General features: G+C 64.9%; 25 protein-coding genes and 1 tRNA gene. 12 read left to right on the top strand and 14 right to left on the bottom strand.

Annotated elements, in window-relative coordinates:
- Positions 1 to 14 precede the first annotated feature (14 nt).
- On the top strand, positions 15 to 2504 hold the full coding sequence (locus ACFTS5_RS07380; protein WP_378628456.1) for an FAD-dependent monooxygenase: 2490 nt from the start codon (positions 15 to 17) through the stop codon (positions 2502 to 2504).
- 87 nt (positions 2505 to 2591) lie between these two features.
- Here ACFTS5_RS07380 and ACFTS5_RS07375 read toward each other — a convergent pair whose 3' ends face one another.
- A complete protein-coding gene (locus ACFTS5_RS07375) occupies positions 2592 to 3449 on the bottom strand; it encodes an alpha/beta fold hydrolase (protein ID WP_378628453.1) in 858 nt (285 codons plus the stop codon).
- 47 nt (positions 3450 to 3496) lie between these two features.
- Complete coding sequence (locus ACFTS5_RS07370) at positions 3497 to 4966, bottom strand: long-chain fatty acid--CoA ligase (protein ID WP_378628451.1); 1470 nt, start codon at positions 4964 to 4966, stop codon at positions 3497 to 3499.
- 140 nt (positions 4967 to 5106) lie between these two features.
- On the opposite strand from ACFTS5_RS07370, the gene ACFTS5_RS07365 reads away from it, so the two are divergent.
- The 3 genes from ACFTS5_RS07365 to ACFTS5_RS07355 all read left to right on the top strand — a co-directional run bounded on the left by ACFTS5_RS07365 (position 5107) and on the right by ACFTS5_RS07355 (position 8859).
- Positions 5107 to 6312: a PucR family transcriptional regulator gene (locus tag ACFTS5_RS07365; RefSeq protein ID WP_378628449.1), complete on the top strand. Its 1206-nt coding sequence runs from the start codon at positions 5107 to 5109 to the stop codon at positions 6310 to 6312.
- Between the two features lie 103 nt (positions 6313 to 6415).
- The gene (locus ACFTS5_RS07360; protein WP_378628447.1) at positions 6416 to 7609 is read left to right on the top strand and encodes a hypothetical protein; all 1194 of its coding nucleotides are present in this window, start codon (positions 6416 to 6418) and stop codon (positions 7607 to 7609) included.
- The gene (locus ACFTS5_RS07355) at positions 7606 to 8859 is read left to right on the top strand and encodes a hypothetical protein (RefSeq protein ID WP_378628445.1); all 1254 of its coding nucleotides are present in this window, start codon (positions 7606 to 7608) and stop codon (positions 8857 to 8859) included. The genes ACFTS5_RS07360 and ACFTS5_RS07355 overlap by 4 nt, the downstream gene beginning before the upstream one ends.
- A gap of 219 nt (positions 8860 to 9078) precedes the next feature.
- Here ACFTS5_RS07355 and ACFTS5_RS07350 read toward each other — a convergent pair whose 3' ends face one another.
- A complete protein-coding gene (locus ACFTS5_RS07350; RefSeq protein WP_378628443.1) occupies positions 9079 to 9642 on the bottom strand; it encodes a TetR/AcrR family transcriptional regulator in 564 nt (187 codons plus the stop codon).
- 103 nt (positions 9643 to 9745) lie between these two features.
- Between ACFTS5_RS07350 and ACFTS5_RS07345 the strand changes: the two genes are divergently transcribed.
- Positions 9746 to 10726: a zinc-dependent alcohol dehydrogenase family protein gene (locus tag ACFTS5_RS07345; protein ID WP_378628441.1), complete on the top strand. Its 981-nt coding sequence runs from the start codon at positions 9746 to 9748 to the stop codon at positions 10724 to 10726.
- Positions 10727 to 10808: 82 nt separating this feature from the next.
- On the opposite strand, the gene ACFTS5_RS07340 is transcribed toward ACFTS5_RS07345, so the two are convergent.
- The 3 genes from ACFTS5_RS07340 to ACFTS5_RS07330 form a co-directional block, all read right to left on the bottom strand.
- On the bottom strand, positions 10809 to 11603 hold the full coding sequence (locus ACFTS5_RS07340; RefSeq protein WP_378628439.1) for an SAM-dependent methyltransferase: 795 nt from the start codon (positions 11601 to 11603) through the stop codon (positions 10809 to 10811).
- Positions 11604 to 12179: 576 nt separating this feature from the next.
- Complete coding sequence (locus tag ACFTS5_RS07335; protein ID WP_378628438.1) at positions 12180 to 12659, bottom strand: DNA-directed RNA polymerase subunit beta; 480 nt, start codon at positions 12657 to 12659, stop codon at positions 12180 to 12182.
- The gene (locus tag ACFTS5_RS07330; RefSeq protein WP_378628437.1) at positions 12656 to 12886 is read right to left on the bottom strand and encodes a hypothetical protein; all 231 of its coding nucleotides are present in this window, start codon (positions 12884 to 12886) and stop codon (positions 12656 to 12658) included. Before ACFTS5_RS07330 ends, ACFTS5_RS07335 begins: the two co-directional genes overlap by 4 nt.
- Positions 12887 to 13499: 613 nt before the next feature.
- Here ACFTS5_RS07330 and ACFTS5_RS07325 point away from each other — a divergent pair.
- Positions 13500 to 14522 carry a hypothetical protein gene (locus ACFTS5_RS07325; RefSeq protein ID WP_378628436.1) on the top strand — a complete coding sequence of 341 codons (1023 nt, stop codon included), beginning with the start codon at positions 13500 to 13502 and terminating at the stop codon, positions 14520 to 14522.
- A 23-nt stretch (positions 14523 to 14545) separates the two neighbouring features.
- Positions 14546 to 15469, top strand: coding sequence for an inositol monophosphatase family protein (locus tag ACFTS5_RS07320; protein ID WP_378628435.1), 924 nt, complete (start codon positions 14546 to 14548; stop codon positions 15467 to 15469).
- A 123-nt stretch (positions 15470 to 15592) separates the two neighbouring features.
- Here ACFTS5_RS07320 and ACFTS5_RS07315 read toward each other — a convergent pair whose 3' ends face one another.
- Together ACFTS5_RS07315 and ACFTS5_RS07310 are read right to left on the bottom strand one after the other, a co-directional pair.
- A complete protein-coding gene (locus ACFTS5_RS07315; protein WP_378628433.1) occupies positions 15593 to 15928 on the bottom strand; it encodes a YnfA family protein in 336 nt (111 codons plus the stop codon).
- 144 nt (positions 15929 to 16072) lie between these two features.
- Positions 16073 to 17062 carry a S8 family serine peptidase gene (locus ACFTS5_RS07310; protein ID WP_378628430.1) on the bottom strand — a complete coding sequence of 330 codons (990 nt, stop codon included), beginning with the start codon at positions 17060 to 17062 and terminating at the stop codon, positions 16073 to 16075.
- 50 nt (positions 17063 to 17112) lie between these two features.
- On the opposite strand from ACFTS5_RS07310, the gene ACFTS5_RS07305 reads away from it, so the two are divergent.
- Positions 17113 to 18207 carry a hypothetical protein gene (locus ACFTS5_RS07305; RefSeq protein WP_378628428.1) on the top strand — a complete coding sequence of 365 codons (1095 nt, stop codon included), beginning with the start codon at positions 17113 to 17115 and terminating at the stop codon, positions 18205 to 18207.
- 7 nt (positions 18208 to 18214) lie between these two features.
- Here the strand turns inward: ACFTS5_RS07305 and ACFTS5_RS07300 are convergent, their stop codons facing one another.
- The 5 genes from ACFTS5_RS07300 to ACFTS5_RS07280 all read right to left on the bottom strand — a co-directional run bounded on the left by ACFTS5_RS07300 (position 18215) and on the right by ACFTS5_RS07280 (position 22133).
- A complete protein-coding gene (locus ACFTS5_RS07300) occupies positions 18215 to 18739 on the bottom strand; it encodes a hypothetical protein (RefSeq protein WP_378628426.1) in 525 nt (174 codons plus the stop codon).
- 262 nt (positions 18740 to 19001) lie between these two features.
- Positions 19002 to 19934 (bottom strand): SDR family oxidoreductase, encoded by a 933-nt coding sequence (locus ACFTS5_RS07295; RefSeq protein WP_378628425.1) that lies wholly within the window; start codon positions 19932 to 19934, stop codon positions 19002 to 19004.
- Positions 19935 to 19986: 52 nt separating this feature from the next.
- Positions 19987 to 20610: an NADPH-dependent F420 reductase gene (locus tag ACFTS5_RS07290; protein WP_378628424.1), complete on the bottom strand. Its 624-nt coding sequence runs from the start codon at positions 20608 to 20610 to the stop codon at positions 19987 to 19989.
- 52 nt (positions 20611 to 20662) lie between these two features.
- Positions 20663 to 21286, bottom strand: coding sequence for an NADPH-dependent F420 reductase (locus ACFTS5_RS07285; protein WP_378628423.1), 624 nt, complete (start codon positions 21284 to 21286; stop codon positions 20663 to 20665).
- 112 nt (positions 21287 to 21398) lie between these two features.
- The gene (locus ACFTS5_RS07280) at positions 21399 to 22133 is read right to left on the bottom strand and encodes an SDR family NAD(P)-dependent oxidoreductase (RefSeq protein WP_378628422.1); all 735 of its coding nucleotides are present in this window, start codon (positions 22131 to 22133) and stop codon (positions 21399 to 21401) included.
- Positions 22134 to 22359: 226 nt separating this feature from the next.
- On the opposite strand from ACFTS5_RS07280, the gene ACFTS5_RS07275 reads away from it, so the two are divergent.
- The 3 genes from ACFTS5_RS07275 (at position 22360) to ACFTS5_RS07265 (ending at position 23957) form a co-directional block, all read left to right on the top strand.
- Positions 22360 to 23271 (top strand): LysR family transcriptional regulator, encoded by a 912-nt coding sequence (locus tag ACFTS5_RS07275; RefSeq protein ID WP_378628421.1) that lies wholly within the window; start codon positions 22360 to 22362, stop codon positions 23269 to 23271.
- A gap of 66 nt (positions 23272 to 23337) precedes the next feature.
- A complete protein-coding gene (locus tag ACFTS5_RS07270) occupies positions 23338 to 23478 on the top strand; it encodes a hypothetical protein (RefSeq protein WP_378628420.1) in 141 nt (46 codons plus the stop codon).
- A gap of 86 nt (positions 23479 to 23564) precedes the next feature.
- Entirely contained in the window at positions 23565 to 23957 is a 393-nt protein-coding gene (locus ACFTS5_RS07265) for a hypothetical protein (RefSeq protein WP_378628419.1), read from the top strand.
- Between the two features lie 99 nt (positions 23958 to 24056).
- On the opposite strand, the gene ACFTS5_RS07260 is transcribed toward ACFTS5_RS07265, so the two are convergent.
- Positions 24057 to 25028, bottom strand: a complete 972-nt coding sequence (locus tag ACFTS5_RS07260; protein WP_378628417.1) for a DUF6670 family protein — start codon at positions 25026 to 25028, stop codon at positions 24057 to 24059.
- Positions 25029 to 25552: 524 nt separating this feature from the next.
- Here ACFTS5_RS07260 and ACFTS5_RS07255 point away from each other — a divergent pair.
- Positions 25553 to 25637 (top strand) — tRNA-Leu (locus ACFTS5_RS07255).
- The last annotated feature ends 547 nt before the right edge of the window (positions 25638 to 26184 follow it).

The raw sequence follows: 26184 nt of genomic DNA, 5'->3' as shown, positions 1-26184 counted from the left end.
AGCAAGGAAATCCAGTGAACTCTCCCGTGAAGTCGGCACTAGTGGTCGGCGCAGGCATCGGCGGTCTCAGCGCCGCCGCGGCCCTGCGCCGGGCCGGAATCGATGTCGTGCTGTGCGAGCGCGGCCCGGAACTGCGCGCGGCCGGATTCGGTCTGTCGGTGCAGTCGAACGCGATGAACGCCCTGCGCACGCTCGATCTCGGCATCGACGAGGAACTGCTCCGAGCGGGCGCACAGGCGCGGTCGTTCACCTTCCGCCGGCCCGACGGTTCGGACATGCGACGCGTCGACGTGTCCGGCATCGACGCCGAATTGGGTGCTCCCGCAGTCGCACTCGCCCGTAAAGACCTCCACGACGTGCTGCTGGCAGCCTGCGGCGACGACCTGCGGGTGGAGCTCGGCGCCGAGGCGGTCGCGTTCACCGAGACCGCCGACACGGTGCAGGTCGAGTTCGCCGACGGCCGCACCCTGAGCGCCGACGTGCTGATCGGCGCGGACGGAATCAACTCCGCGATCCGCGCCCAGCTGCACGGCGCCGAGGCTCCGCGACCGGGCAAGTTCGTGTGCTGGCTGGCGCTGGTGCCGTTCGCGCACCCGGCGATCGAGCCCGGCGCCTCGATCCACTACTGGGGCAGGGGCATGCGCTTCGGCATCCACGACATCGGACACGGCAATGTCTACTGGTGGGCCACCCTGACCACCACCGCCGAGCAGGCCGCAGACTGGCCGCACGGCAAAGACGATCTGCTCACCCGATTCGCGGGCTGGGCGCCCGAGATCATCGAGATCATCACCGCCACACCGGAATCAGACATTCTCGCGTTGCCCGCTCAGGACCGTCCGCCGCTGACCGCGTGGGGCAGCGGCCGGGTCACCTTGCTCGGCGACGCCGCCCACCCGATGTTGCCCAGCCTGGGCCAGGGCGCGAACTCTGCCATCGAGGACGCGGTGGTGCTCGCGCACGCGCTCGCCACCCACGACAACGCCGTAACCGCGTTGCGGGTCTACGAACAGCGGCGGATTCCGCGCACCACGATGCTCGTCGACGGATCCCGCAAGCTGGGCCGGCTCGAACAGACCCGCAATCGGGCGCTGATCGTCGTTCGCGACGGCTTCATCGCCAAGGGCAACGAGGCGAAACTGCAGGCCAGTCTCGCCGAACCGATGACGTGGCCCGGTCTGGGCGATCTCGAACCGGTCGCCGCACTGCCACGGCCGTTGTCCACGCTCGAACGCTGGCACTGGACGGTGGATCAGGTTGCGCCGCTGCACATCGTGTCGCGCGTGCGCGTCACCGGCGATCTCGACGCCGATACGGTCCGTGCCGGTCTGGCCGCACTGACTCGACGGCATCCGATGCTGCATGCCGAGGTGCGCAGCGATGACGGCCGCAATCCACGCTTCGTCCCGGTGGCGATTGAGCCGATTCCGTTGCGCGAGGTGACTTCCGAGGACTGGGCCGCCGAGGTCGACGCCGAATTGCGGACACGATTCGAGGCCGGGGCACCGCTGCTGCGCGCCACCTTGATCACCGCCGCACCGGGCGTCCACGACCTCGTGCTGACCTCCACCTACACCATCGCCGACGCGGTGACCGTGCTGTCGTTCGCCCGGCAGGTGCTCGAGCTCGCCGCCGAAGCCGCCGGCTGGGTTGCCGAGGTGCCCGCGCCCCCCGCGCCGGAAGCGTTGTTCCCCCGGCCTTTCCAAGGCTGGCGAGGCAAGCGCAAGGCCATCGCCCGGCTGGCGGCCGATGGGGTGCGCGATCTGCGGGTCAAACCGGTGCGAGTCAGCGCGGGCACCGAAGTCGCGCCCACGCGGCGTTTCACCAAGCTGACGCGGCGGGTGGTGGACGGGAACCAGTACCAGGCGCTCCTCGCCGCCTGCGCTGAACACGACGTACCGCTGTCGAGTCTGGTCGCCGCCGCACTCGCGCGCGCGGCCGGAAACGATGCCGGTGCACCGCAAGCCCACTTCCCGGTCGGTGTCTCGGTACTGTTCCGCGAGCAGCTCGAGCGACCGCTCGACGCCACCCACACCGGCGCCTACCAGGCGATGATCGCCCTGCCCACACCGGCGGGACAGCCGCTGTGGCAGACGGCCACCGCGTTCGCCACCGACTTCGCGAGTCGTATCGAACAGCGCCAGCACCTGGCCAACCTGGGTGGAATCGGCTTCATGCTGCCCAAGACACCGGCGCGACCGGACAAGGTGGTCGGCCTGCTGGACGCCCGCGGACCGGGCAATCTGTGCCTGACCTTCGTCGACACTCGCGACTTCCCTGCCCGTATCGGGAACTGGGTTGTCTCCGGCGCCGAAGTAGTCTCCGGCATGTCGATCAGCGGTCTGATGATGCTGACCGTCGGTCACGGCACCGACGCGTTGTCGTTGAATCTCGGCTACATCGACGGGCTCCTGTCGCCTGAACGCGCCGACGCGTTGATCGACACCCTCGTCGACGCTCTGCTCAGCGTGGTTTCCGCACCGGAAGTCGCTGCTGTGCACTGAGTTCCGCCCCCGACCGACCACCACGGCCCTTCGGTATCGCTCTCGATACCGAAGGGCCGTGGTCGTTCGGTATCGACGCGACGGCACCTAGATCGCCGGAATACGGTCCCGCGAGATCCACGCGAGGAGTTCGTTCTCCACCTCGTCGCGGTTGATCTCGTTGAGGATTTCGTGGCGGGCGTTCGGGTAGACGCGGTAGGTGATGTCGGTGAGCCCGGCGTCACGGTAGCGCTGCACCTGCAGATCACTCAGTCGCGCACCGTCATTGAGCGGGTCGCTGCCACCGACCATGACATACAGCGGCAGGTCTGCCCGGATGCCGCGGGGCCGGGCGAGCCGTTCGTTGCCCAGCTTCGCCAGCGATGCCATATTCACCGCGTCGATCTCGAACCCGCACCATGGGTGGGCCAGGTAGGCATCGACCTGGGCCTCGTCGCGGCTGAGCCAGTCGGCGGGCGTGCGGGTCGGCTGGAACTCCCGGTTGAACAGGGCGAGCAGGTCGCCGTCGGCGGCGGCGATCTCGACGAACAGTTCATCCACCGCGGTGGTACCGCACAGGACCGCGGCATCGACCAGCGCGTCGTGATCGAGCAGGTACTGCTGGACCGCGAACGAGCCGAGGCTGTGCCCGAACAACACCACCCGCCGATCGGGATGGATCTCGCGCAGGATCGTGGTGAGCGCCGTCATGTCCTCGACGAGCAGATTCCAGCCATTGGCGCCGAGGTCACCGGGTGCGCCGGCCATGCTGTGTCCGTGTCCGCGATGGTCGGCGGCGTATACGGCGTAGCCGAGCGCCACGAGACGTTCGGCGAGATGGCTGTAGCGCGCGGCATGTTCGCCCATGCCGTGCGCGATCTGGACCACGCCGGTGACGTCGTCGCCGACGGGCAGCCAGGACCGGACGTGAATGGTGGTGCCGTCACTGCTGGGGTAGCTGAACATGGATCACTCCTGTGTGATGTGCGGACAGTGTTGTGCGACGGTGGCTTTCACGGACCGGTGATGGCGCGTTTGAGGATCTTGCCGGTCGGCCCGGTCGGCAGGGCGTCGAGTAACCACACCTGCCGCGGGTATTTGTAGGCCGCGACCCGATCCCGGACGAATTCCTGGATCTGCTCGCCGGTCGTGGTCGCGCCGGCGCGCAGGGCGACGGCGGCCACGATCTCCTCGCCCAGATGCGCGTCGGCGATCCCGATAACCGCGGCCTGGGTGATCTCGGGATGCTCGTAGAGCACCTCTTCGATCTCGCGCGGATACACGTTGTAGCCACCGCGGATGATCATGTCCTTCTTGCGGTCGACGATGTAGAGGTAGCCGTCTTCGTCGCGGCGGGCGTGGTCACCGGTGCGAAACCAGCCGTCGGGGATCGCCGTAGCGGTGTCGGCGGGTCGGCGCCAGTACCCCAGCATCACGTTGGGGCCGCGCACCGCGATCTCGCCGATTCCGTCGATGCTGTCGACGAGTTCGACCTCGACGTCGCGGATCGGCGTACCGATCGAACCCGGTTTGCGTGGCTGTCCCGCATGGTTGAACGCGACCACCGGACTGGTCTCCGACAACCCGTAACCTTCGAGAATCACACAGCTGAAACGCTTTTCGAAGCCGTGCAACAACTCCACCGGCAGCGAGGCGCCGCCGGAGACGCAGCGCCGCAACGTCGAGACATCGGCCTCGACGGCCCCCGGGTCGTAGAGCAGCGCCGAATACATCGTCGGCACACCGGCGAACACGGTGACACCATCGCGCGCGATCGCCTCGAAGACCGCCGCGGGCTCGAAGCGCGGCACCAGGGTCAGGCAGGCGCCGCTGCGGATCGCCGCGTTCATCGCGCAGGTCTGCCCGAAGGTGTGGAACAGCGGCAGGCAGCCGAGGATCACGTCGTCGGTGCCGATATCGAGCACGGTTGTGGAATAGACGTCGGCGTTGTGCACCAACCCGGAATGCGACAGCGCGGCGCCTTTGGGCGTGCCGGTGGTGCCGGAGGTATAGAGGATCACGGCCGGTTCCTCGGCGGTGATCGAGCGATCGCCGCGGCAGGGGTCGTGCCCGGCGAGCAATTCAGCCAAGAGGTCGGCATCGATCGTGAGTGCCGTGGTCCCGGCTTCCCGCGCGCCATGCGGACCCTCACCCGGTCCGTCGACCCAGTCGAACAACAGCGCAGCCTCGGAATCCCGCAGGTAATAGGCAACTTCGCGCGATTTGAGCAAGGGGTTCATCGGCACGACCACCGCGCCGGATCGCAGGATGCCGTAGTACAGCACGACGAATTCCGGCACGTTCGGCAGCATCAGCGCCACCCGGTCCCCCGGCTCGATACCGCGCTCGCGCAGAAAGGCGGCGACCCGAGCGGTGCGCTCCTCGAGCTCGTCGTAGGTCAGCACGGTCGTACCCGAGCGCAGCGCCGGCCGGTTCGGGTGGCGCAGCGCGGAGTGGAGCAGGTTCTCGCTCAGAGCGGGCATCGGCAGATCCTCGGGGACGATAGCGGTCGACAACGCGAAAATCGTCGCACCGCTGTGACCGCGATCCCATGGATCGCCGGACAACATCGCCGCGAAAGCATTGTCCGCGGGAACAACCGCACCCCCGGTAAGCTGCGGAAATGGCCCGAACATCGCCACCGAGCCCGATCGTCGACGTCGCCGCGGCACTGCTCGCGCGCATCGACGACCTCGGACTACAGCTGGCCCGGCGATTCGTCGACGAACTCGAGACCTACCGCAACGAGAACCAGGTTCCGTTCGACACGATCCACACCTCCTGCACCCGCAATCTGACGCTGATGGTGCAGCACTTCACCACCGCCGAACCGGTGGATCCCGAGCCGCCGAAGGAAACCGGCAGGCTGCGCGCCCAGCAGGGTGTGCCGCTGGCCGAGACCCTGCACGCCTTCCGGATCGGATTCGAATTCCTGTGGTCGGAGTTGGTCGCCGAGGCCAGACGTCACCCGGCGGTCACCGACGCCGTCCTCGTCGATCTGGCGGCCGAGGTGTGGGCGCTGGCAGGCGAGTACTCCGTCGCCGTCGCGGCCGCCTACCGGGAGATGAGCTCAGAACTCGTGCTGCAGCGTGAGCACGAGCGGTCGGTGCTGGTCGAGGCGTTGTTCACCGGCGTCATCGCCGACCCGGCCACCCTCGGCGAGGCCACGCGTGTTCTCGGGCTGCCGCCGCGGGGGCGCTATGTGGTGGTCGCCGCGGAGGTCAGCGCCGCGGGCCGGGAGGCGCTGCCCGGCATCGAGACCGAGTTGCGCCGTGCGCAGATCATCTCCGCCTGGCGACTGCGCCCCGATCAGCAGATCGGCGTTCTCGCGCTCCCGGCCAATCAGGAGTCCACCACGCTGGCCACGCTGCGCAAATTCCGAGCGCGCGTCGGCATGAGCCCACCCTACGAGTCACTCACCGACACCCCGCAGGCCCTGCATTTCGCCCGGCTCGCGGTGGTCGGCCTCGGCGATCACACCTCCGGCGTCGCCCGATTCGACGACAATCCGCTGGGCATGGTGGTCGCCGCCGCACCACTGGAGGCAGCGCGCATGGTCGACCTGCGCCTACACGAGGTACTCGCCCTCCCCCACGACGACCGCCACCGCCTTCTGGAAACCCTCGAAACCTGGTTCGCCGCAGGCGGTTCCGCGGCCACCACCGGCGAACGCCTCTACCTGCACGCCAACACAGTGCGCTACCGCCTCCGACACATCGAGAAACTCACCGGCCGCTCCCTCACCGACCCCGCCGCAGTCCGCGATCTCGGTGCGGCACTACAGGCTTGGAAGGTACTGGCCACAGTGCGCGCGGATCAACGCCTGTGACCTGAGGAGACCTCCTCCCTGCCTACCGTTGTGCAGAGCATTCCAACCCCACGTTCGTCGGATCCGCCAGTGCTTGTCGTGCCCTGTCGCTAATGTCACGCGAATGGACGCGGTGCAGGTACAGAAGAAGCTCGAGCTCTCTCCCGATGAGGACTTCATCCTCACCGCGTGGCAGTACCAGATGATGCAGCGCGACATCGCCGCGTCGAAGGGCAAGCACCTTCCGTCCAAGCGCGAAATCCGTAACTCCTTTCGCGACAACGCCGTTGCTGCCATCGTGGCGCGCGACCAGGACGACTGGTCGCCTACTGTCGCCGAAGTCGTTCACCTGATCGCCGCGGATGGTGAGTCTCCGAATCTCGAGGCGCTCGAGTCAGCTGGGCCCCAGATCTCCTCGGTCGTGGCGAGACGGTCACGGGCTCTGCTTCTGCTGATCGATCTGTATGGGTTCGAGCCGTGGGTGGAGGGCAAGTGGGAGAAGGCTGTCCGCGCCGAAGCTCTCGCCGCCGCCCATCGGTCGATGGATCAACTCCATCCCGAAGACCTCCCCGCTGTGGAAAACGCATACAAGGACGCGATCAAGAAGCTGTCGAAGGCGAGTAACTGGACCAAGTACGCGCTCTTGGCTGGAGCCGGCCTCGGACTCGGTGTCCTGACCGGCGGCCTCGCCGCACCAGCAATCGCCGGCGCGTACGGAGCGCTTGTTCTCGGATATTCGGGCGCGGTGGCCACTTCGGCGGGCCTGGCCGCGATCGGCGGCGGTTCCATCGCTGCCGGTGGTCTCGGCATGGCCGGTGGTGCCGCCCTCATCACCGGCTTCAGCGGCGCCGCAGGTGTCGGGGCAGTCACGCTCGCGGGTAAGGCTGCCGGGTTCACGGCCGCTCGCATCGCCGCCGACGCCATCCGACTCCACGTCGTGACCCAGCTCGTGCTGCGCGATGTCGACGGCAACGAAGAGGCAGCCAAAGCTGTCATTGTCAGTCTCCGCGAGCGCGTGACAAGCCTGGGCAAGACCGTCGTGACTCTCGCCGAGCGAATCGAAATCCTTCGTGCGCAACTCGAGACAAAGCAGGCAGAGTTGAACGCGGAGCGAGATCAACGCCAGGCGGCCGAAGATCGCGTCGCTCGCTTCCGGATAGTCGCCGACCGGCTCAAGGAGCGTGTCACCGGACCGGAGAATGATGAACTCCAGGCCCTGCTTGCCGAACTCGAGGATCTGGAGGGTGAGAAGAAGACCGTGGAGACCCTTGCCGAGGGGGTATCTGTCCTCGCCGACGACCTTGAGGAAGCAGCGTGAGCGCCACTGGCGGCAACTCCAGCGACCGGGTCTCGCCGATCGATGACGACTACATCGGCAACTTGGATGCACTCACGCGCGACCTCGAAGACATCGAATCGATTGCAGCATCAGCACTTTCGGATACACCGATAGACCACACAGCCACAGAGCGCATCGTGAGCACCTCGACGGGCCTTACCTATACCGAACTCACTGCCCACCATCAGCAGCGTCGCGAAGTCGAGGGATGGGGTGAGGCCGACATTGCCGATATCCTCGACCCGATCGCGCTGCACCAGCTCGATGGGTGGCGGGCGGCCCAAAGGGTTCCGTGGGAGCGTGGCGATTTGGTCGTCGTGGGTGTCTCCGGCCTCATCGGCGCACTCGGAAACCTCTACGACAACCAGGTAGACGCTGCAGTGCTCAGCGGCCTGTCTTTGTTGAAGAAGACCGACCTGCTGCGCCGGTGGGAGAGGGAGACCGCCCGGCTACCCATCGATTACACCGGCCCGAAATTCGGCGGTCCGGCACACCGCGTTCGGTCGGCCGGCCACGACATCGGCCGGTTCTTCGCCGCCCTCAATCAGATCCGCACGGGAACCTTCGAAGGTACGTGGTGGGAAGACGGCCAGCGGATGGTCGAAAAGGTTGCGACAACTCGCTCCGGTCTACCGTTCGCCCAAGCGCCCGAGCGCCATCTGGCAGTCGCGCTTCTGTTGAAACACTGGGCGGCAGATTTTGTCACCCCGATGAACTTGCCGCTGCCGGGTTGGACACTTCTCGGCGAGATGCCGAACCCTGACCTGCGGAAGTTCGCCAATGACGCTTACGCCGGAACGAACTCCGGCGACGGATTGAATCTTCGCTCCGGGGTGTTGACCCCGGGCCTAGGGATGCTCGCGACCGAGGTCGTCATCCGAACCCACACCCATCTCGGGGCATATCGTTCCACGGGCACGACACGGCTGGCGACTTCCGCCACGGCCAAACACACAGAGATGCTGCTCGCCGCGCACGCCGCAGCCGGAGCGATCAGCGTATCGAAGACCACCGCAGCTGCGATTGCCGGTGAAACCGTCGTCGCCGCACGACATCTCAATATTCCTGTTCTCATGAGGATCGGCATGCTCGCGCTGAAGGTCCGCTCCGACGCCGCAGCCCGCGCGGAAGCCGGAGCACCGTCGTGGGAAATGCTGCTCGCTGACGAAGCGGCAACTTGGACCCTGCCCGAGGCGCTCACCATCGCGGAACTACTTACGTCCCCATAGGTTCCGTGCGCCGCCGATAATCGCCGCGGTATCAGCGCGAAGTCCGTCGCGGTGTGCGGGTGGCACGGACCGAGCAGCCCCTGGCGCGACGGTTCGCAGCAGGCCATGGATGGCGACTCGATAGCGTTCGGGGCAATGCACCAATCATGTCGGTGGCGGTGGCGATCGTTCCCACTGGGCGCACCTGTTGTCCGACCGGATCGCGGGGGGTTGGCGAGATTACGGTCGGCGTTCGAGGGCGCTCAGGAAGCTTTCGGCAGCATCCTGGACCCGGTTCCGGTCGCCGGTGGTGAGAAGGTCGAGCAGCAGTCCGCGAATCGTCGCGATCACCAATGTGGCTGTGCGAGCTGCGGTCTCGGGGTCAACGTCGGGGGCCTCGCGCAATGAGGTCATCCAATCGGTGACTACGTGGTCGAGGAAGTCCGCGAACTGCTGGGGAGCTTGCAGGGCGCGTCCGTAGGCGGCGAAGAACAACCGGAACTCCGCCTGCATGCGTGGGTCGGAGGTTCGCATCCAGACCGCACGCGCTGCCGTTGCCAGGTCGGGGTGCGGACCCGCGGCGTCACTGGTCGCGGCGAACATGCGCCGTCGTAACCGCTCGAGGACGACCTGGAGCATCTGCTCCTTGGTGCCGAAGTGGTGCACCAGCGTGGTCGGCGAGACGCCGAGGCCGGCGGCGACGGGCCGCCACGACAACTCGGAGAGCCCGTGCTCGACCATGTAATCCACTACCGCGTCGAGCAATTCGTCCCTGCGCTGATAGTCGACCGGACGTCCTGCCATCACTTGCCTCCCGATCCACCACGATTGACATTCCTAGAACGACTGTACTATCTATATTTATAGAACGACTGTACGAGAAATAGATGAGCGGTCAGGAGCCCCCATGTCACGAGTCGTCGTCTTCGATGAGACCGGCACCCCCGAAGTCCTGCAGATCGTCGACGAACCGGTCGGGAACCCCGGCCCCGGCGAGGTGCGGATCGGCGTCGAAGCCATCGGTATCAATCGGCTCGACCAGATGATCCGCGCGGGCATGTCACCGCGACCGATCCGCCTGCCACACGCCCGCCTCGGCATAGAAGCGACCGGCACGATCGACGCCCTCGGCTCGGGCGTCGAAGGATGGGCCACCGGTGATGCGGTCATCGTCACGGCCGTGCCCGACATGGACACCAACGGCACCTACACCGAACACCTCATCCTTCCCGCCGACCGGGTCGTCGCCAGGCCCGCCGGACTGGATACCACCAGCGCAGCAGCGTTGTGGGTGGCGTACTCCACCGCCTACGGCGCGCTTGTCGAGAAGGCCGGGATGCAACCCGGCGACCATGTCCTGATCACCGCAGCCTCCAGCGGTGTCGGCCTGGCCGCCATCCAGATCGCCAACCAGATCGGCGCGATCCCCCTCGCCGTCACCCGGAGCGCCGCAAAAGAACGCACCCTGCTGGCGGCCGGTGCCGCCGCCGTCATCGTCACCGACCGCGACGATGTCGTCGAGGCCACCCACCGTCACACCAACGGCATCGGCGCCGACATCGTTTTGGACTCGGTCATGGGTCCCGGCCTCGCCGAACTTGCCGACGCGGCCAAACGATTCAGCGGCAGGCTGATTTCGGTCGGCTGGCTGGATCCCCGGCCGGCACCGTATCCGGCCAGCCCGATCACCATGATCCGGTACATGAGCTTCGAACACACCCTCGACCCGGCGGCCGTGCACCGCATCACCGCGTTCCTGACCGCCGGCATCCGCACCGGCGCACTGCGCCCCATCGTCGACACCGTGTTCACCCTCGACGACATCGTCGCCGCCCACCACTACCTGGAACAGGGCCACCACACCGGCAAAGTCGTTGTCACCATTTGACGCCGACCCCGGCGGACGTCCTCGTGCCCACTGTCGTCCAGATCGCGTTGGGAGCGAGGCAGAGACAGTGAACGCAGTGCGGTCATCGGTGGAGTCGGCCCACTGCGGCGTAAGCACTCAGATCCGACGCCGCGCGGTGTCGCGGCGCGGTGGCGAGTGCGCGCACCCCGCCGCTGGGGATGGGTTGCCACCGGTGTGGGGCGATGAGGCCGGGCGTGACGAGCCGATACCCGGTGAGCATGTCCGTGATCTCGTCGCGCCCGCGTGAGTGGAAGGCGATGCCCGCACTGCGGAAAGTTTGGGCGGCTGAGTGGATCTGGTGACTGTGGACGTCGTCGGTGATGTGGGTGAACACCATCCATGTCCCGGAAGCAAGGCGGTCGGTCAACGCCGTGACCATCGCTGGAGCGTCGCTGATCAGTTCCGCGGTCCCCGACACAAACACCGCGATCGGCCTGGCTGTGTCCATCACGGCACTGATGTCGCCGAGGACCGCCGAAGTGTCGGTCAGATCGGTGTCGGTAAAGAAGCTGTTCGGTCCGGTCAGCAGGGCACGGCCGTAGGCGGCGACAACGGGATCGTTGTCGATGTAAAGGATTCGGGTGAGGTCGTCGTTCCGGCCTCCTGCGATCTCGTGGATGTTCGGGGCGTGCGGGTAGCCGCAGCCCAGTTCGATGAACTGGGAAACCCCGTGCTGGTCGATCAAGTACTCGACCGCGCGCAGGATGAACCGGCGTGATTCGGTGATCGCGGGCGTGATGTTGTTCGTCGCCAGGCTGGTAGCCAGCGCGTGGTCAGGCGCGTAGTAGTCCTTCCCACCGAGGATCGCATTGTGCAGGCGCGCGGGGGTGGGCCGGTACGGGTCGGCGGTGGTCATTGCGGGCTCCTGCCGCTTGGGCATCGCGAGTTGTGCCTGTTGTTGCGGTGCAACAGAATTGGATGGGCAAGCTAGCGAGGCCTTGCAGATAGGTCATCGCGGCGTCGCTTCCGCGTCGTAGGTCATCAGCACGAGTCGACTCCTGTCGAGTTGTTGCACCGTTGGAGTTCTTCGACGCCTTCGGCGTGGGAGCCCCTTCAACGACTTAGACGCCGCAAAGGTGAATTCGGTTCCCTTACAATGGATATCGGTCCAGCTCGGCTCCTCCGACATTGGGTCGCCGGTCGGCCTGGTGACATTCAGGTGGTTTGGAAGCGCATGCGGCAAGGCCGAGGTGCAGCGACATCGCCAGGCCAGAAGGTCAGGGCAGCAGGTACAAGCGTTCATTCGGCAGTCTCGGAAGCCCCGCACAGTGCTGGGAGTCGACAGCGACTACGCCGGGGCGACGGGCTGTCACATCTCAGACGAACACCAATGCCGCAGTCAGACAGGCGACGAACTCCATTCGAACACAACAGAGCTGGACTGCGATGCGGATGTCAGGTTCGTCGGGGCGCGGTGAGCTACCGCCGTAGTTCATTGTGGGCTCGGCCGCAGTAGGCACTCACGGGCGCATTCGAGGACGACAGACCCCGACGGTCGGAACTTGCTGATGGCCGGAGATACCCAGGTGCGAACCATCAGCGCGTCCGGCGCCGGGGACGGTAGGGCGATGTCGCCGTCTCCGACCACGACGACCCGCGCCTTCCACAACCGCGCTTCGTCGGCGGGGTCACCGATCGGCCGGATATCGGAGCGCACCAGAAACGTCCACATATGCGCGCGGGGGTGGCCGATGATCGGCAACGGCGCGACGCCACGAAGATCGAGCCTGATCTTGACCCGCTGGGCGAGGTCGGTGGGCATCATCACCGCACCGACGAACCCGGCCCGCATCGTGATTCGGCCCGTCGCCGGGTCGATCACGGTCGGCAGCGAACACACGCGGCGGTAGAACTCACAGCGTGACCGCGGGGTTTCCGCGTAGGCCGAGGCGAGCGGGCTGGTTTGGGTCATCGGAATTCCTTGAGCGACCCGGCGCCGGAAACAGCGCGCATCGAGACACCCCCGACTGCTGTCTGGGAGTCCAGCGGCACACTCGTGACCCAACCGGCCACTGTCATAGCCTCGAGCAGGTCGATCAGATCGGTGAGCGATCGGCTGAAAGCGCATGCGCCCTCGCCGGGGTTGATGTTCTCGTTGGCCATCATGAGGCGGCCCACTGTCCGCGACGATTCGCCCATGCAAGGTTCTTCATCCGCAACGAGTTGGCCGCCCGGCGCACTTCCCACACCCGCCTGCCGGTACGGCTGGCGAGGGTATCGAGGGTGAGCAGGCCACCCGGTGTAAGGACATCAAGCACCATTTGCTCGACATCGGTCAGGTTTGCCGCACCCATCGCTCCCCCTGATAGATTCGGCCACAATGGTTTCCAGCGCGGTTTCGGCGGTGGTTGGGCGGTCGGCAACATGTCGTCTCTCGCCGGGCGCTGATGGTGCGCGAAGCCCGTCATGGCTGTTTGCTCCTATGGGCGTGGTTGTTGCCAATCAGAGTCGCAGTCGGCGAGGGGTGCTCACACCTGATGATCAGGACGAACCCCAACGGGTTTGTGGGCGGTTTGACCTGCGCAGATAGCGCGAAGGGCAGTAGTTGCCCATTTCGATGGGTAACCTCCCTGACAAATTGGTGCTCCTGGAGTGAAGGGCTGTCGGTTTGGGAAACTCATCGCGGTCACCGGACGTAACCACACGCACGACCCCCCAACTGAGCCCACAAGCGCGTGGCCGCGAGCTCGCAGCACGGGGCAAGAAACTGTGGACGGAGCTGGGGTCGGTAAAGAGCGCGGCGGCTGAGCTGATGGCCCAGTACCCGGACGTACCGAGTTTGCAGGCACACCGCTACGCGGCTGGGCTATCCCAAGATCAGGCGGCCGCGCGCTACAACGACGTGACCGGCAACCAGACCAGCCTGGGCGGCACATCTGTCAATGCCTGGGAATCATGGGCGCGCCGCCGGGGGCAGGGTTCCCCGCCCCCGATGTCAGGTTTGCTGATCTTGTGTGCGGCTTACGGACGAGGGCCGCTGGGCGTCGCCGAGGAGCACATCAGCCCAACGGAACTGGTCGCCGAAGCCTACGAGCGGCTGCCTATCGAAGATCAACTGGCACTAAAACAATATTCAGTGGGAAAGGTTTCAAGCGAGAAACCAGCACTTGCGACATCGCACGAGCATGACACGATCCGCAACGAGTTCACCACCCAGCACGATCGGGTGAGCCAAATCGGCCCAGCGTTCGCATTGACGGTTCCTACTGTCGAATACGGGAACCCTGAGATAGACGTGTTCGCCCTGCCCAATCCTCAACCTGGACGATTGATAGATCTGACTTGGGAAACATTTGGACACGGCGTCGAACAATTGTCCCAGCAGATCAAGAACCTGGGAAGACGTCTGGATATGGATATTTGTTTCGGAGTCAATGAGGCGGGCCTGGTGATGGCCACGTTTCTTGCCTCATCCCGGTTTTCTCGATGTCGAATCGGATATTTGCGATGCAACAAGTCGCGCGACGGCATAGCTTTGGATGATGCTTCTTTCTATCCGGAAGCAAAACGCGCCCCTACGATCATCATCTGCGACTTCGAGGTCAAGCACGCTGATGTAATCGGCTACCTCGTTCGACAACTACGTGAGCGCTACCCCAAGGCTGAACTGTATTTCGCCGTCTTCGGCGCAATGACCAAAGACCGCCGACTGGACGTCGAGAATTTCGATGACTTGACCGGCGCCTCTATTATGCGCGCTGCCGAATTCGAAGCCATTTTTATTGCCGCAACGATGAGCCCTCCCGGCATTGAACCTCCATTGGAACTGCGCTAGATCCGAGCAAAGGTGACTTTTCCATGAGTGACGAGAACACAATTCAGCTGGCGCAACAGATCACCAACATGGTAACGACCATGATGGGCGAGATACGGCCTCGCCTTGTACGAGCCGCACTGAGCGGGCATCGTTCGGAAACCGAGAATGTCCGACACGACGACAACTTCTTGTCGGACTACGACTTGTGGATGCACGACCGCTACAAAGAACTTCTAGCCAAGCAGATCCCGTCATTCATATACGCATCAGAAGAGGCTGACCCACTAGTCGTGGGAACCGACCCGGAACCAGACCTTTGCATCCTGGTCGATCCACTGGATACGAGCGAATTGGCTGTTCGATCCCTGCATGGCTACACCCATATTATGGTCTACTCACGGTCTCTGAAGCGGCCGATTATTGCGGTTGTCGGCGACATCTTTCATCATGTTCAGCTCTACGCAGCCGTACGCGAAGGTGGATCTGATCGTGCCTTCATGATCACCGCGAGCGGAGACCGCCACGTGCTGAACATGCACTCGGATACCCAGCTTTCCCGAGCGCTGGTGACGAACTACTCGATGCGCCCCGACGAGCGTTTCAAGCCCTTGGCTCGACAGCAACGATTTTTGGATGCGCTGAGCGCACCATCGGAGGATGGCAAGAGAAGAGGGCGTATCGGGGTTGATTTCGGCTCCATCAGCTTGTGTCATGTTGCTGCCGGGTTCACTGATGCGACCGTCGAATTCGCCAAAGGATTTGCCATTTGGGATCTGTCGCCCGGCCACTATATTTTGTATGCTGCGGGCGGAGTGATAATCGACCTCGACGGTAACCCGATCTCGATGGATTGCGGTCTCAACAGCCTGCCCGAAATAAACAAGGCAATGAGTACGCGCCGCAAGTTCATCGCCGCCGGCAACCAGGTGCTGGCCGATCAGATCCGTGAGGCTATTCAGCAATAGGAGCGGCTCGCCCGCAACAGTTTTCGCGGTCTCGCCTACCCCGACGGTTTCCCCGGACCTGCCCAGCAAATCTGTCCATCTACCGATTGCCGCCGACGATGTGTCGTGCGACTGACCAGCCGATCAAGCGGCGCGCGGCGCGTACATGATGATCGCGACACCGACCAGGCAGATCACCGCGCCGACTACGTCCCACCGATCGGGACGGAAGCCGTCAAGCGCCATCCCCCACAACAGTGATCCGGCGACGAACACGCCACCATAGGCTGCGAGGATGCGTCCGAAGTTGGCGTCGGGCTGCAACGTTGCGACGAAACCGTAGATCCCCAGGGCGATGACCCCGGCGCCGATCCATGCCCAGCCACGATGCTCACGCACTCCCTGCCAGACCAGCCAAGCCCCGCCGATCTCCGCGATTGCAGCCAAGACGAACAGCAGGATCGAGCGCACCACGGTCATGGGCAGAGCCTAGATATCCGGTTCAGGATGGAGGGTGACAACCACCTGGAGTCCAACGCCCACATCTGATCCGGGAACGACGCCTTCACACGCCGGTTTCGGCCTGCTCGATGCGGCGCTTGTTGCGCATTCGCCTCGGCCACTTCAATCCCTAACTGATTTCCGCCGCCGCGCCATGTACTCGATCGCAGCTGTCCGGCCGTATTCGGTCATCAAAGTAGTCGCGAGCCCTCCGGCGAGTACACACGCGACCGAGGTCCCGCTGCGGGTTCGCAGCAACCGTCCGCGGACAGGTGCGCGGACCCTGTCGCCGCGCACGAACAGGTCCACCCGCGGTTCGCTCACACAACCAGGTAGCAGCACACCAGTCGCGGTGCATGCCCCGACGGCCAGGCACCGTGGGTCACTCGCCGGGAAGAGGATCGGCCCTGCTGCCGAGTTGCCCGCTGCCGCGATCACCGCGATCCCGGCGTGCGTCGCTGCCCGCAGCGCGGCGATCAGTCCGGCATGGGCGTCGGGCTGGCCCAACGGAATCACGATCACGGCTGCACCCACAGACGTCAGCCATCGAATGGCGGTGGCGACATCATCGGGCCGGATGACGCCGTCCGCCGACGCGGTGCAGGCAACGTTCAGGCGCGCACGTGGCACGATTCCGTGCAGTCGTACCACGCCCTGTCCGACCAACAGCGATGCGGAGAAGGCCCCGTGTTCGCGGAACCACAGTGGGGCGGTCCGTCCGCCACCGAACCACCGGACGGTGATGCCGGCGCCGTCCAGGTCGGCAACCGACTGATCGAAGCCGCCTTCGATCAGTCCGATCGTGAGGCGCGTCTCCCGTTCCTCGGCCATCGAGCTCGGCCACCACACGACGCGCGGATCGTGCGCGGCGGCTATCCGGGGCCGCAGATAGTCGACCGCATCGATGACGGCCGTGCGCTCGCGCTCCACCGCCGACCTCGAACTGTCGTTGATTCCGCACATCCGGAGCACTTCCTTCGATCTACGCACGGGCCACTGACTGCAGCCGTTCATCGCCTTCCACAGCAGCATGTGTCGCGAACGCGCCGACCGCATCCGGGCTACCACGGTGCCCTTTTCGGTGTCAGCACCGAAGTGCGCCAAAGAATTCATACATAGTGTCGAGTTCTCATCGAAGTGATGAAACACGAAAGGAAATCGACATGGCCATCAACAGCATTGATTCGCAGCTCGGCGATATCATCGATCCGAAACTGCGCAAAATTGGCGAGCGAGTAGTTCGCCAGCTCGAACTGGCGGCAGACAAAGTCGCCGCACACGCTGCCGACGCAGCGCGGTTCCCGCTGCCCACCCAACGAGATTCCGCGGAGAACATTCTGGCGGCCTGGTTCGACACCATGCCAGAAAGGAAGCGGGCCGCCGCCGGAGTCGCCGCTATCCGGCGGGTGAATACCACTGCGATCCGCACGGCGCATCTCGGGGAACTGGCCGCGGTCGATCTGCAGACACGGACTCCGATCGCCTCGCAAGGCTCCGCTTTCGCCATCCCCAACCTGAAGTTCTCCGCCGCGGACCTCGCGAAACTGCAAAATTCGGCGTTCCTCGGCACATTGGGCGGGATGATCCCGCAGCATGCGCCCGCTCGAGCGACGCGGTCGGACAGCCTCCTGCTGCGGGTGACCCAGATCCGCTGCGCCAACGAGACCAACAGCCCGTTCGGCGGTCAAATCGGCAAAGACGACATGTGGCTCGGTGGCACATCCGTCGATGAAAGTGGTGACACAAAAACCATCAAGCCGATCAAGCTCGGGAGTTTCAACAATAAGGACGTCAAGCACTACAATCCCCCGCGGAACTTCACGAACTTCAATATCACCGAGCGCGGAAATTCCTTCCCCAAGGCCTACCTCGTGACACTCGTGCTAGTCGAACGGGACAATGGTAAGGCTATGCGAACATTTCTGGACCGGGTCACGAAGGAGATCAAGAAGCAGGTTCAGGACGCTCTTGTCAAGGTGGGTACGACCATCGGAGGGCCGTTTGGACTGGTGGTTGGAACCATTGCCGCCTGGGTATTCGGTGAGCTGATCGACTACATTTCCTCGGGATGGCGGGACACTGTATTCCGGCCCCTCACTGTAACTGCCCACATCGGCTCGTACGACAGCGTATGGGTCAGCTCCGGCCGCAAGGACAGCACGGATCGAATGCTGGAGACCAAGGCGCCGCAGGCGCGGTATCAGCTCTGGTACGACTGGTTGCTGTACAACTCCGCAGCCGGGTTGGGAATCATCTAGTGCCGCGTCAGGCGACCTTGGTTGGGTAATACGACCGCCGGATCTTCGCACCGACAGTGAAGTTCGGGTCGGGGGCTCGCTGGTTGTGCCAGCGGGTGTTACCGCCGATCGCCGCAGCCTGCACGACATGGCTGCGGCGATCGGTGCCGTTGAGCGCGAAGCAACGGAACGCCGCGAACTCGCACTCGATCAGGTTCAACCACGACGAATGGTTCGGCACGAATAACTCGACCTCAATGCCCACACACCATTTCCGCACCTCACCGCACTTGTTGACCGAGTAGTTGTCCAGAGCCAGATGCAAGCACCCACCCAGCCAGCGAGCCCGCAGCAGCATTACGAACGCCAAGTGCCCTTCCATGTTTCGTGGCCAGAACACCCCACCAGCTTGGATGAACTGCCTCGGCGTTTTCGGGGCGGTGTCCGCCGCAGCCGGGCACTCATGGCCGGGCTGACGGCGCAACAATTTCTGATCAAGGTGGGAGGCAACATTCACCTCGCCCTCGAGCTGCGCGCCATTGCCAGACGGCACTCGATGCCGCGGCTCCGGCCATCGGGGGTGTTGAGGTGGTACCACTCGCTGGGGTGAGACGTTTGCTACGCACCCCTGCTCACTCGGTCGGGTTGGAGCAAAATGGCGGGTGGAACGGGTTTTCTTGTTCTCTCACAACAGATTTCGATTTCCAGGGATGTGTCGGCGCAGCGGGTTGAAAGTCCGCTTCGCCACAGCGAACTCACGATTGAGCGCGGGTGGTGCCACCCGATCGTGCAGCAGTCCCTTGTGATCAGGCTCCCTACCCGGGGAAGTAGTGGCCGTTGTCCAAATCGGCGAGCAGGCCGGGCTGAGTGGGTTCCCAGCCGAGGGCTCGGCGGGTGATGTGGTTGGACGCCGGGTAGCTCTGCGTGACTATGCTCGCGAGGAACCCGAAGTATCCCGGCACCATCAGTACGTCCGAGGGAATGCTCACGACGGGCAGGCCCAGTCGGCTGCCGATGGCCTCAGCGATCTCGCGGAGCGGGATGGCCCCCTCCCCTACCGCGTGCCAGTACCGGCCGGCCGGCCCCTTCTCCAGCGCCAGGCGGAACACGGGGGCGATATCGCGGACGTGCACGGCGTTCCACAGGTTCGCGCCGTCGCCGGGGTAGCCGACGAAACCCTTCTCCTTCGCGAGCGCGATCAGCTGCACGAGGAACCCGCCACGATCGGTCGTGCTGTGCGCGATGTTGGCAAACCGCACGACCGAAGACCGCACTCCCTGCTCAGCGAGGTCGACTACGGCGGTTTCCACGACGTTGCGAGCCCGCAGGGTGCCCTTGTACTCCTCGCTGCTCGGAAGGGCCGGGTCCTCCTCGGTGGCCGGCCGGCCGAGGTTCCCTGCTGAGCCGATGCTCCCCGCGGCAACCAACGGCTTTCCGGTTCCCGCGAGTGCCTCGCCGTAGGCGAGGATGATCGGGAGTTCCGCGGCGGCCACGGCGTCGAGCCCGCCGGAGGGAAGCAGGTCTTGCCTGTGCGCGACGTGAATGACACCCTCGGAATCCGCGGCCGCGTCTTTGAGCCCGTCGAGATCCTCGAGATCGCCGCGACGTACCTTCGCGCCGAGCGCGGACAGGGCCGCCGCGGCCGTGTCCGACCGGGCCAGGCCGGTGACCTCGTGCCCGGCGGTGACGAGTTCGGGGATGATGTGCGAACCGGAATGGCCGGTCCCGCCAGTGACGAAAACGCGCATGATACTGCTCCTTGTGAGTGATGCGGCGGAAGAAATGGCGGTGCGCGCCCACTCAGTCGGCGATGTCGACGCTGAGGGCGACGTCGAAGCTCCCCACGCCGTGGCGGGCCAGGCCCATCAGCAGCGGACCGACTCCTTCCAGCCAGCGAGCCATCTCGAGTCCGCCGACATCGAGGGGACGCAGTCCGAGGCTCTCGACAAACGCCGACACGCCGGCCTTGGCCCGCGCGTCATCTCCGGCGAGGAACACGTCCAACAGACGGCCCTGGGCCATGACGTGCCCGAACACGGTGTTGAACGCCTTCACGACGTGCGCGCTCGCGGGGGCGACCTTGGCGATCTCCTGCGCACCGGACGTGCCATCCGGGGTGACAAGCCCGGTGGCGTCGGCGTTGAAGGTATTGGTGATGTCGATGATGACCTTGCCGGCCAGCGCATCCCCGTATTGGGCGACGACCGACACCGCGCTGGTGTAAGGCACGGCGAGGACGACGACGTCGCCGGCAGGGACGGTCCCGAATGTCTTGGCCGTGGCACCACCGCCGAGCGCGGCAGCCAAACCCTCGGCCTTGGCGGAGTCGCGGCCGAGGATCTCGACAGTATTGCCACCAGCGACCGCGCGAGTGGCGATAGCGCGGGCCATGGTTCCCGAGCCGATGAAACTGATGCTGCTCATGGGATATGTCCTTCCTTCTCAGGTCCGAATCGAACCGCAGGGGCCCGGGGGCTCAGCCGGTGAATTCGTTGACGCCGACGGCGAAGTCCCAGTGGCCGACCCCGTTGTTTGCCAGGCCCACCGTGACCACGCCCATTCCTTCCAGCCAGTGCGCCATTTTCAGGCCGCCGACGTCCATCGGGCGCAGTCCGAGGCTCTCGATGAATGCCGCCACCCCCGCCTTGGCCTGCGCATCGTCGCCGGCGATGAAGATATTGGGCCGGCCGTTCTCCAGGACATTGCGAAAGACGGTGTTGAACGCCTTCACCACGCTGACGTCGGATGGAGCCACCTTGGCGACTTCCTGCGCGATCGAGGTTTCCTCGCTGTGGGCCAGTCCGTCGAACGCGGCGTTGAAGGGGTTGCTGATGTCGACGACGACTTTGCTCGCGAGTGCGTTTCCGTACTCGGCGACGACCGGAACGACACCGTCGTACAACAGGGCTGTGATGACGATGTCCCCGGCCGGGACGGCGCCCCACTTTCCCACCGTCGCACCGCCGCCGAGAGCCTCGGCCAGGTCATCGGCCTTGGACTGGTCGCGGCCCATGACCTCGACGGTATTGCCGCCCGCTACCGCGAGCGTGCCGATGGTACGAGCCATGTTCCCCGTACCGATGAGGCTGATGCTGCTCATGAGATGTGCCCTCTCGCTGTTCTATCGGTGTCGCGCTGTCTCGTTCATGCCGGTCGAGCGCAGGGGCACCGGCCACTACGTTCTCGAGCCGACGGCATTGCTGGGGTGTGGTTCAGATGGCGGTGGTGCCGCCGTCGGAGACCAGCTCCAGACCGTTGACATAGCTGGAGTCGTCGGACGCGAGAAATAGGGCGACGGTAGCGATTTCTTCTGGGCGGCCCATTTTCCCGCGGGGGATGAGCGACTCGAATTCGGCTCTGGTGGCCTCGTCGAACAATTCTTCTTGTTTGGCGGTGGCCACCTGGCCGGGAGTCAGGACGTTGACCCGGATCTTGCGGTCACGCAATTCGTTGAGCCAGACGCGGGCCCAGGCCTGTTGGACGGCTTTGCTTCCGGCGTAGAGGCTCCAGCCGGGGAAGGCGCCGAGGGAGGCGTTCGATCCGGTCATGAAGATCGAGCCGTTGTCGTTGATCAGCGGCAGCGCCTTCTGCACCGTGAACAGGGTGCCGCGCGCATTGAGCCAGAAGGAGCGGTGGAACTGTTCCTCGGTGATATCGCCGAGGACCGCGGGTTCGCCCATCCCGGCGCTGGCCCACAGCACGTCGATCGAGCCCTTTTCCCGCTTGACGGTGTCGTACAGGCGGTCCAGGTCGTCCAGATCGGACGCATCACCCTGGACGGCGGTGACGCCGTTGCCGATCAGCTCGACGGCGGCATCCAGTGCTTCCTGCCGCCGGGCCTGGATGAAGACGTGTGCCCCTTCCTCGACGAACAGTTTGGCGCCGGCCAGTGCCATGCCGGTGGATCCGCCGGTGATTACCGCTACCTTGCCATCGAGCTTTCCCACGATAACTCCCTTGAATTGTTGGGTATCCGAAACAGTTCGGTTGTTTGTCGCGCTCGTCAATGCCGTCGTATGACGCGATGGAGGGAACCGATTACTGACGTGCGAATTCTGGTTCAATTCCGAATTCGCTTGCGCCCCATGAACGATGCCACTGGGTCGAGTTGGCGTCCAAGACCCATTTCAGCCGTGGTGATACCTTGGAGGCATCACCGGACCAGGAGGCGCCATGGATCTGGATCTGCGCAAGTTGCGCTACTTCGCCGCCGTCGCCGACAGTCTGCATTTCGGCCGCGCCGCCGATGAGCTGCACATCGCGCAGCCGGCGCTCAGTCGGCAGATCCGTGCGCTGGAACACGATCTCGGCGCAGCGCTGTTCACCAGAGATCGCCACGGCGTAGCGCTGACCGACGCGGGCCGACAACTGCTGGCCGACGCCGGTCCGCTGCTCGCCTCCGCGCACGCGGTCCGGCGCCGGGTGGCCGTCGCCGCCCGCGGCAGCCATCGGCTGGTGGTCGGCTTTCGGGCCGGCATCCCGGTCATCCCAGCGGCGCGGGCGTTCGAGGCTCAGCATCCGGACGTGGTTGTGGACGTGCAGCGAATGGAATGGGACGACCAGGCCCCGATGCTGCTCGACGGCCGCGTCGACGTCGGCTATGTGCGGCTGCCCATCGACGAGACCGGCCTGCGCCTGACTCAGCTCTACACCGAGCCGCTCATGGTGGTGCTGCCCGCCGATCACCGGTTGGCAGGCAAGGAGGAGGTCTCCGAGGCCGACCTGGCCGGTGAGCCGCTGATCTGGCATGCCGACGCGAGCACGCAGCCCACCACGCGCCCGCTCCCCGACTCCGGGCTCCGGGTGCGCGGCGTGGAGGAGAAGCTCGAGCACGTCGCCGCCGGCCGCGGAATCTCGTTCGTGGGGCGTTCGGAGACCCTGTTCTACTCACGTCCGGACATCAGCTACGTGCCCGTGCCGGATCTGGCGCCCGACCAGGTGTACCTCGCGATGGCGGCATCGCGCACCTCGCCGCTGGCCGACGACTTCTTCACCGCAGCCCAGGCGACGGCTGAGATCACGGCGGAATGCGGGAACTATGAAATGTGGCGGCTTCAAAGCGATGCGGTTTCACAGCACGGCTGAGGGTCACATTGCATCGGCCAGTTCGCCGAGGTTCGCGAATCTCTTGCCCGGCAAGGCCATTCGACCATGGCCCAATTCCTCACGAGCGTCGGCGCAGCCTGGTACGCGATCGCGTTGGACGAGATCATGGGGTGGGAGCAGGAGCGGGTGGTCATCGCCTATGACGAGGTGATTATCGAAACGGCCCGCCAGACACCGACGCCATGAGCTCGGAAGCGTCGTCGTGGCGAAGTCGTCGTTTCGCGAGGACACTGAGGGACGGAGCACCCAACTCGTCCCCAGGAGCAGATGCGATGGCTACCAATGAACCTTTCGGCATCGATCCGCAAGATTTCGAACGTGCGCTGCGCGAGGCAGGAACCGAACTGCGCGACCTGCTCGGAAAAGCTGGTGACTATCTGAGCCGCGTAGATCGTGCCGACGTCAGTTCACTGACGTCGCTGTTCGGTCCGTTGTTCCAGCCGGAGCAGCCACGCCCACCGATGCCCGAGGGCGAGACCACCGGTGACACCGGCAGCGGGGTGTGGGCGATCTTCAGCATCGACGACACCGGCCAGGCCGGCGTCGACCAGGTATTTCCGACCGAGCTCGAGGCCTTACGCGCACATCGCGACAACACCGACGATCGCCGACGGGTGCGGTTTCTGCCCTACGGGGTTCCGGCAAGCGTGTTGGACGAGCCCTGAGGGACCGGACAGCTCCACGGCGTCGCGCGACGCCGTGGATGCCGAATCGCGGTGAACATTTCGGGTCGAGACAACGACGCTCGAGTGCTCGTGCCGGGGTCACTGCCCCGGTTCGCAGTCGATCCACTCCATGTAGCCGCTTCCCGTGACTGAACGTCGGTCCTGCCACGTTCCTCGGTAGGTGTAGGCGCCGACATAGCCACGGCCGTGCCCGTAGCGGAGCGGGCTGTCGACTTCGGCGTCGAATGTCAGGATCTCCGCACCCGCCGCATCGCGCACCCGCCAGCGCAGTTGTCGCGGGACGCGCATCGGGCGGCCGCGAGGATCGACCAGGGGTTTCGGCTGATAGGACAGGACCGTCATGGCGACATCGTCGTAGACCCGCGTTGTCCCGTCGAGACACCGCACATATGCGAGCCGGCACGCGACCGCGCCGGCGGCGCGAACCTCGGTCAGCAGGACCTGCGTCGAACTGTCGAGGTTGATGATCTGGTAGGTGAAGAAATCGACGGGGAGCTTGCGTTGTGTCGGAAGCGCCTGTGCCGTAACCGATTGCGGCGACATACAACGGGCGTATTCGAACGTGCACAACGTCTGTTCGATGGCGACCGTGCCGGTCTTGTCGGTCAGGGTTCCAGTGGCGGTCGCGAACAGGCTGAGGTGGTCGTAGACGGGGGTGCGGACGAACCACGAAACCTGGTCCGTCGCTCGAATATCGAGACTCACGTCGAAATCGTCATACTGGCCGCGGACGTGGAAGTAGGGATACGCCCCGGTGATGCTGAGGTCGCGGCCCCAATCGAGACGGGAGCCGTCGTCGGCGAAAGAGCAGTCGCGTCCGGTGTCGTAGGCGCGGTAATGGTGGTGTCCCTCGGCGGCAGTGGACGACAGGACAGTGGCCGTGTCGCGGGCGTCATCGGCGGCGAGGTAGTCGTTGTCGAAAGCCAGTGCACCGGTCGCGCCGATCAAGGTCATCGTGTTCAGGTAGCGGTGGGGAACGGGTAGCTCGGGGAGGAACACTCCGTAGTGCGTCCATGCCCACCGCCGCGACTCGGCGTGCGGTCGCATCATCTCCGATGCTCTGAACGGCCTGGTCGAATCCAGGATGCGCGAGTCGATACGCGGCAGGACTGCGTCCAATATCGGGCGTGCGAGGCGATCGAGTACGCGCGATCGACGGTCGGGTGCGGGGGGCTGAGAGAGTGCCGTGGGGTGTTCCATGAGCGCCATTGCTCCTTTGCTGGACGGCTGGGTCCGCGCCTGCCGAGTGCGAGCCACATGTGTGTGTTACCGATAGTCACGGGTAGAATTGACTGATTGGTAAATTACGCTCGGCACTCCAGCCCGTCAAGTGCGGCCGCATGTTATCCATCGGCCGCCCGACCTGGGTTACGCGACGGAGTGGCCGCTCCACGGCAGCCAACCGGCACATGGACGGTGCCGATCGCATACCAACGCCGAACCGCAGCGCGAAGCATCGATATCCCGCGTCGGACCGATCTCAGCGATGGAGTGCAGAACCCGAACAAACAGCAGGTCAGCTAGGCGATTTGGTTTCCGACGGCGCGTCGGATAATCTTTTGGCACACCAGCAAGTCCGGGTGGCGGAATGGCAGACGCGCTAGCTTGAGGTGCTAGTGCCCGTATTAGGGCGTGGGGGTTCAAGTCCCCCTCCGGACACAATTTTTTTCATCGCATTACCCCTCTGACCAGCACATATGGCCGTGTGCCACTGGGGACAGCCGAGTCGGGTAAGTCGCAAAACCGCAGGCAGGAGCCCGTGGGGGTTCAAGACGGGTCAATCTGAGAGATCCTTAAGAAGCCGACGACATCAGCGGGTCATGGAACCCCCTACCGCGGAGGCCTTGGGCCGATCGAGTCCACCGCAGGCAACCCTGACCAGGTGGCCACTGCCGAAGGTGGACCCACTGCAGAAACCAGGCCTGCCCCAGAACCCTTTGCCGACGCGCGCCACTCTCCGAGACGCCAGCACGGAACCGGCAGAGCTCGAAGTCATCGTCCCGACGAATCCGCCCGACCTCACATCAGCCGCGGCTCGCGCATTGATGCATCGCCTCACCAACTTCGCGAGCAGGCCACAAAGCCGAACCCCGCGAAAACAGATGTCGATCCCACGGCATAGACCGAAGGCGAGACCTCATACCGCCTCCACGCCCCGTCCCGACGAAAGACCCGAGCGCCTCGCAGCTTCGGCCGCGACGATCAG

Source organism: Nocardia sp. NPDC056952 (assembly GCF_042674185.1).
Classification (GTDB): Bacteria; Actinomycetota; Actinomycetes; order Mycobacteriales; family Mycobacteriaceae; genus Nocardia.
The sequence above is the reverse complement of the archived record's forward strand: the minus strand, read 5'-3'. Positions and strand labels throughout refer to the sequence as shown.

Bases quoted from the DNA above. Each gene is read 5' to 3' on its own strand.
- ACFTS5_RS07375 (WP_378628453.1), bottom strand. From the start codon at position 3,449: ATGTTCAGCTACCCCAGCAGTGACGGCACCACCATTCACGTCCGGTCC.
- ACFTS5_RS07370 (WP_378628451.1), bottom strand. From the start codon at position 4,966: ATGCCCGCTCTGAGCGAGAACCTGCTCCACTCCGCGCTGCGCCACCCG.
- ACFTS5_RS07365 (WP_378628449.1), top strand. From the start codon at position 5,107: ATGGCCCGAACATCGCCACCGAGCCCGATCGTCGACGTCGCCGCGGCA.
- ACFTS5_RS07360 (WP_378628447.1), top strand. From the start codon at position 6,416: ATGGACGCGGTGCAGGTACAGAAGAAGCTCGAGCTCTCTCCCGATGAG.
- ACFTS5_RS07350 (WP_378628443.1), bottom strand. From the start codon at position 9,642: ATGGCAGGACGTCCGGTCGACTATCAGCGCAGGGACGAATTGCTCGAC.
- ACFTS5_RS07345 (WP_378628441.1), top strand. From the start codon at position 9,746: ATGTCACGAGTCGTCGTCTTCGATGAGACCGGCACCCCCGAAGTCCTG.
- ACFTS5_RS07340 (WP_378628439.1), bottom strand. From the start codon at position 11,603: ATGACCACCGCCGACCCGTACCGGCCCACCCCCGCGCGCCTGCACAAT.
- ACFTS5_RS07335 (WP_378628438.1), bottom strand. From the start codon at position 12,659: ATGACCCAAACCAGCCCGCTCGCCTCGGCCTACGCGGAAACCCCGCGG.
- ACFTS5_RS07330 (WP_378628437.1), bottom strand. From the start codon at position 12,886: ATGGGCGAATCGTCGCGGACAGTGGGCCGCCTCATGATGGCCAACGAG.
- ACFTS5_RS07325 (WP_378628436.1), top strand. From the start codon at position 13,500: ATGGCCCAGTACCCGGACGTACCGAGTTTGCAGGCACACCGCTACGCG.
- ACFTS5_RS07320 (WP_378628435.1), top strand. From the start codon at position 14,546: ATGAGTGACGAGAACACAATTCAGCTGGCGCAACAGATCACCAACATG.
- ACFTS5_RS07315 (WP_378628433.1), bottom strand. From the start codon at position 15,928: ATGACCGTGGTGCGCTCGATCCTGCTGTTCGTCTTGGCTGCAATCGCG.
- ACFTS5_RS07310 (WP_378628430.1), bottom strand. From the start codon at position 17,062: ATGAATTCTTTGGCGCACTTCGGTGCTGACACCGAAAAGGGCACCGTG.
- ACFTS5_RS07305 (WP_378628428.1), top strand. From the start codon at position 17,113: ATGGCCATCAACAGCATTGATTCGCAGCTCGGCGATATCATCGATCCG.
- ACFTS5_RS07295 (WP_378628425.1), bottom strand. From the start codon at position 19,934: ATGCGCGTTTTCGTCACTGGCGGGACCGGCCATTCCGGTTCGCACATC.
- ACFTS5_RS07290 (WP_378628424.1), bottom strand. From the start codon at position 20,610: ATGAGCAGCATCAGTTTCATCGGCTCGGGAACCATGGCCCGCGCTATC.
- ACFTS5_RS07285 (WP_378628423.1), bottom strand. From the start codon at position 21,286: ATGAGCAGCATCAGCCTCATCGGTACGGGGAACATGGCTCGTACCATC.
- ACFTS5_RS07275 (WP_378628421.1), top strand. From the start codon at position 22,360: ATGGATCTGGATCTGCGCAAGTTGCGCTACTTCGCCGCCGTCGCCGAC.
- ACFTS5_RS07270 (WP_378628420.1), top strand. From the start codon at position 23,338: ATGGCCCAATTCCTCACGAGCGTCGGCGCAGCCTGGTACGCGATCGCG.
- ACFTS5_RS07265 (WP_378628419.1), top strand. From the start codon at position 23,565: ATGGCTACCAATGAACCTTTCGGCATCGATCCGCAAGATTTCGAACGT.
- ACFTS5_RS07260 (WP_378628417.1), bottom strand. From the start codon at position 25,028: ATGATGCGACCGCACGCCGAGTCGCGGCGGTGGGCATGGACGCACTAC.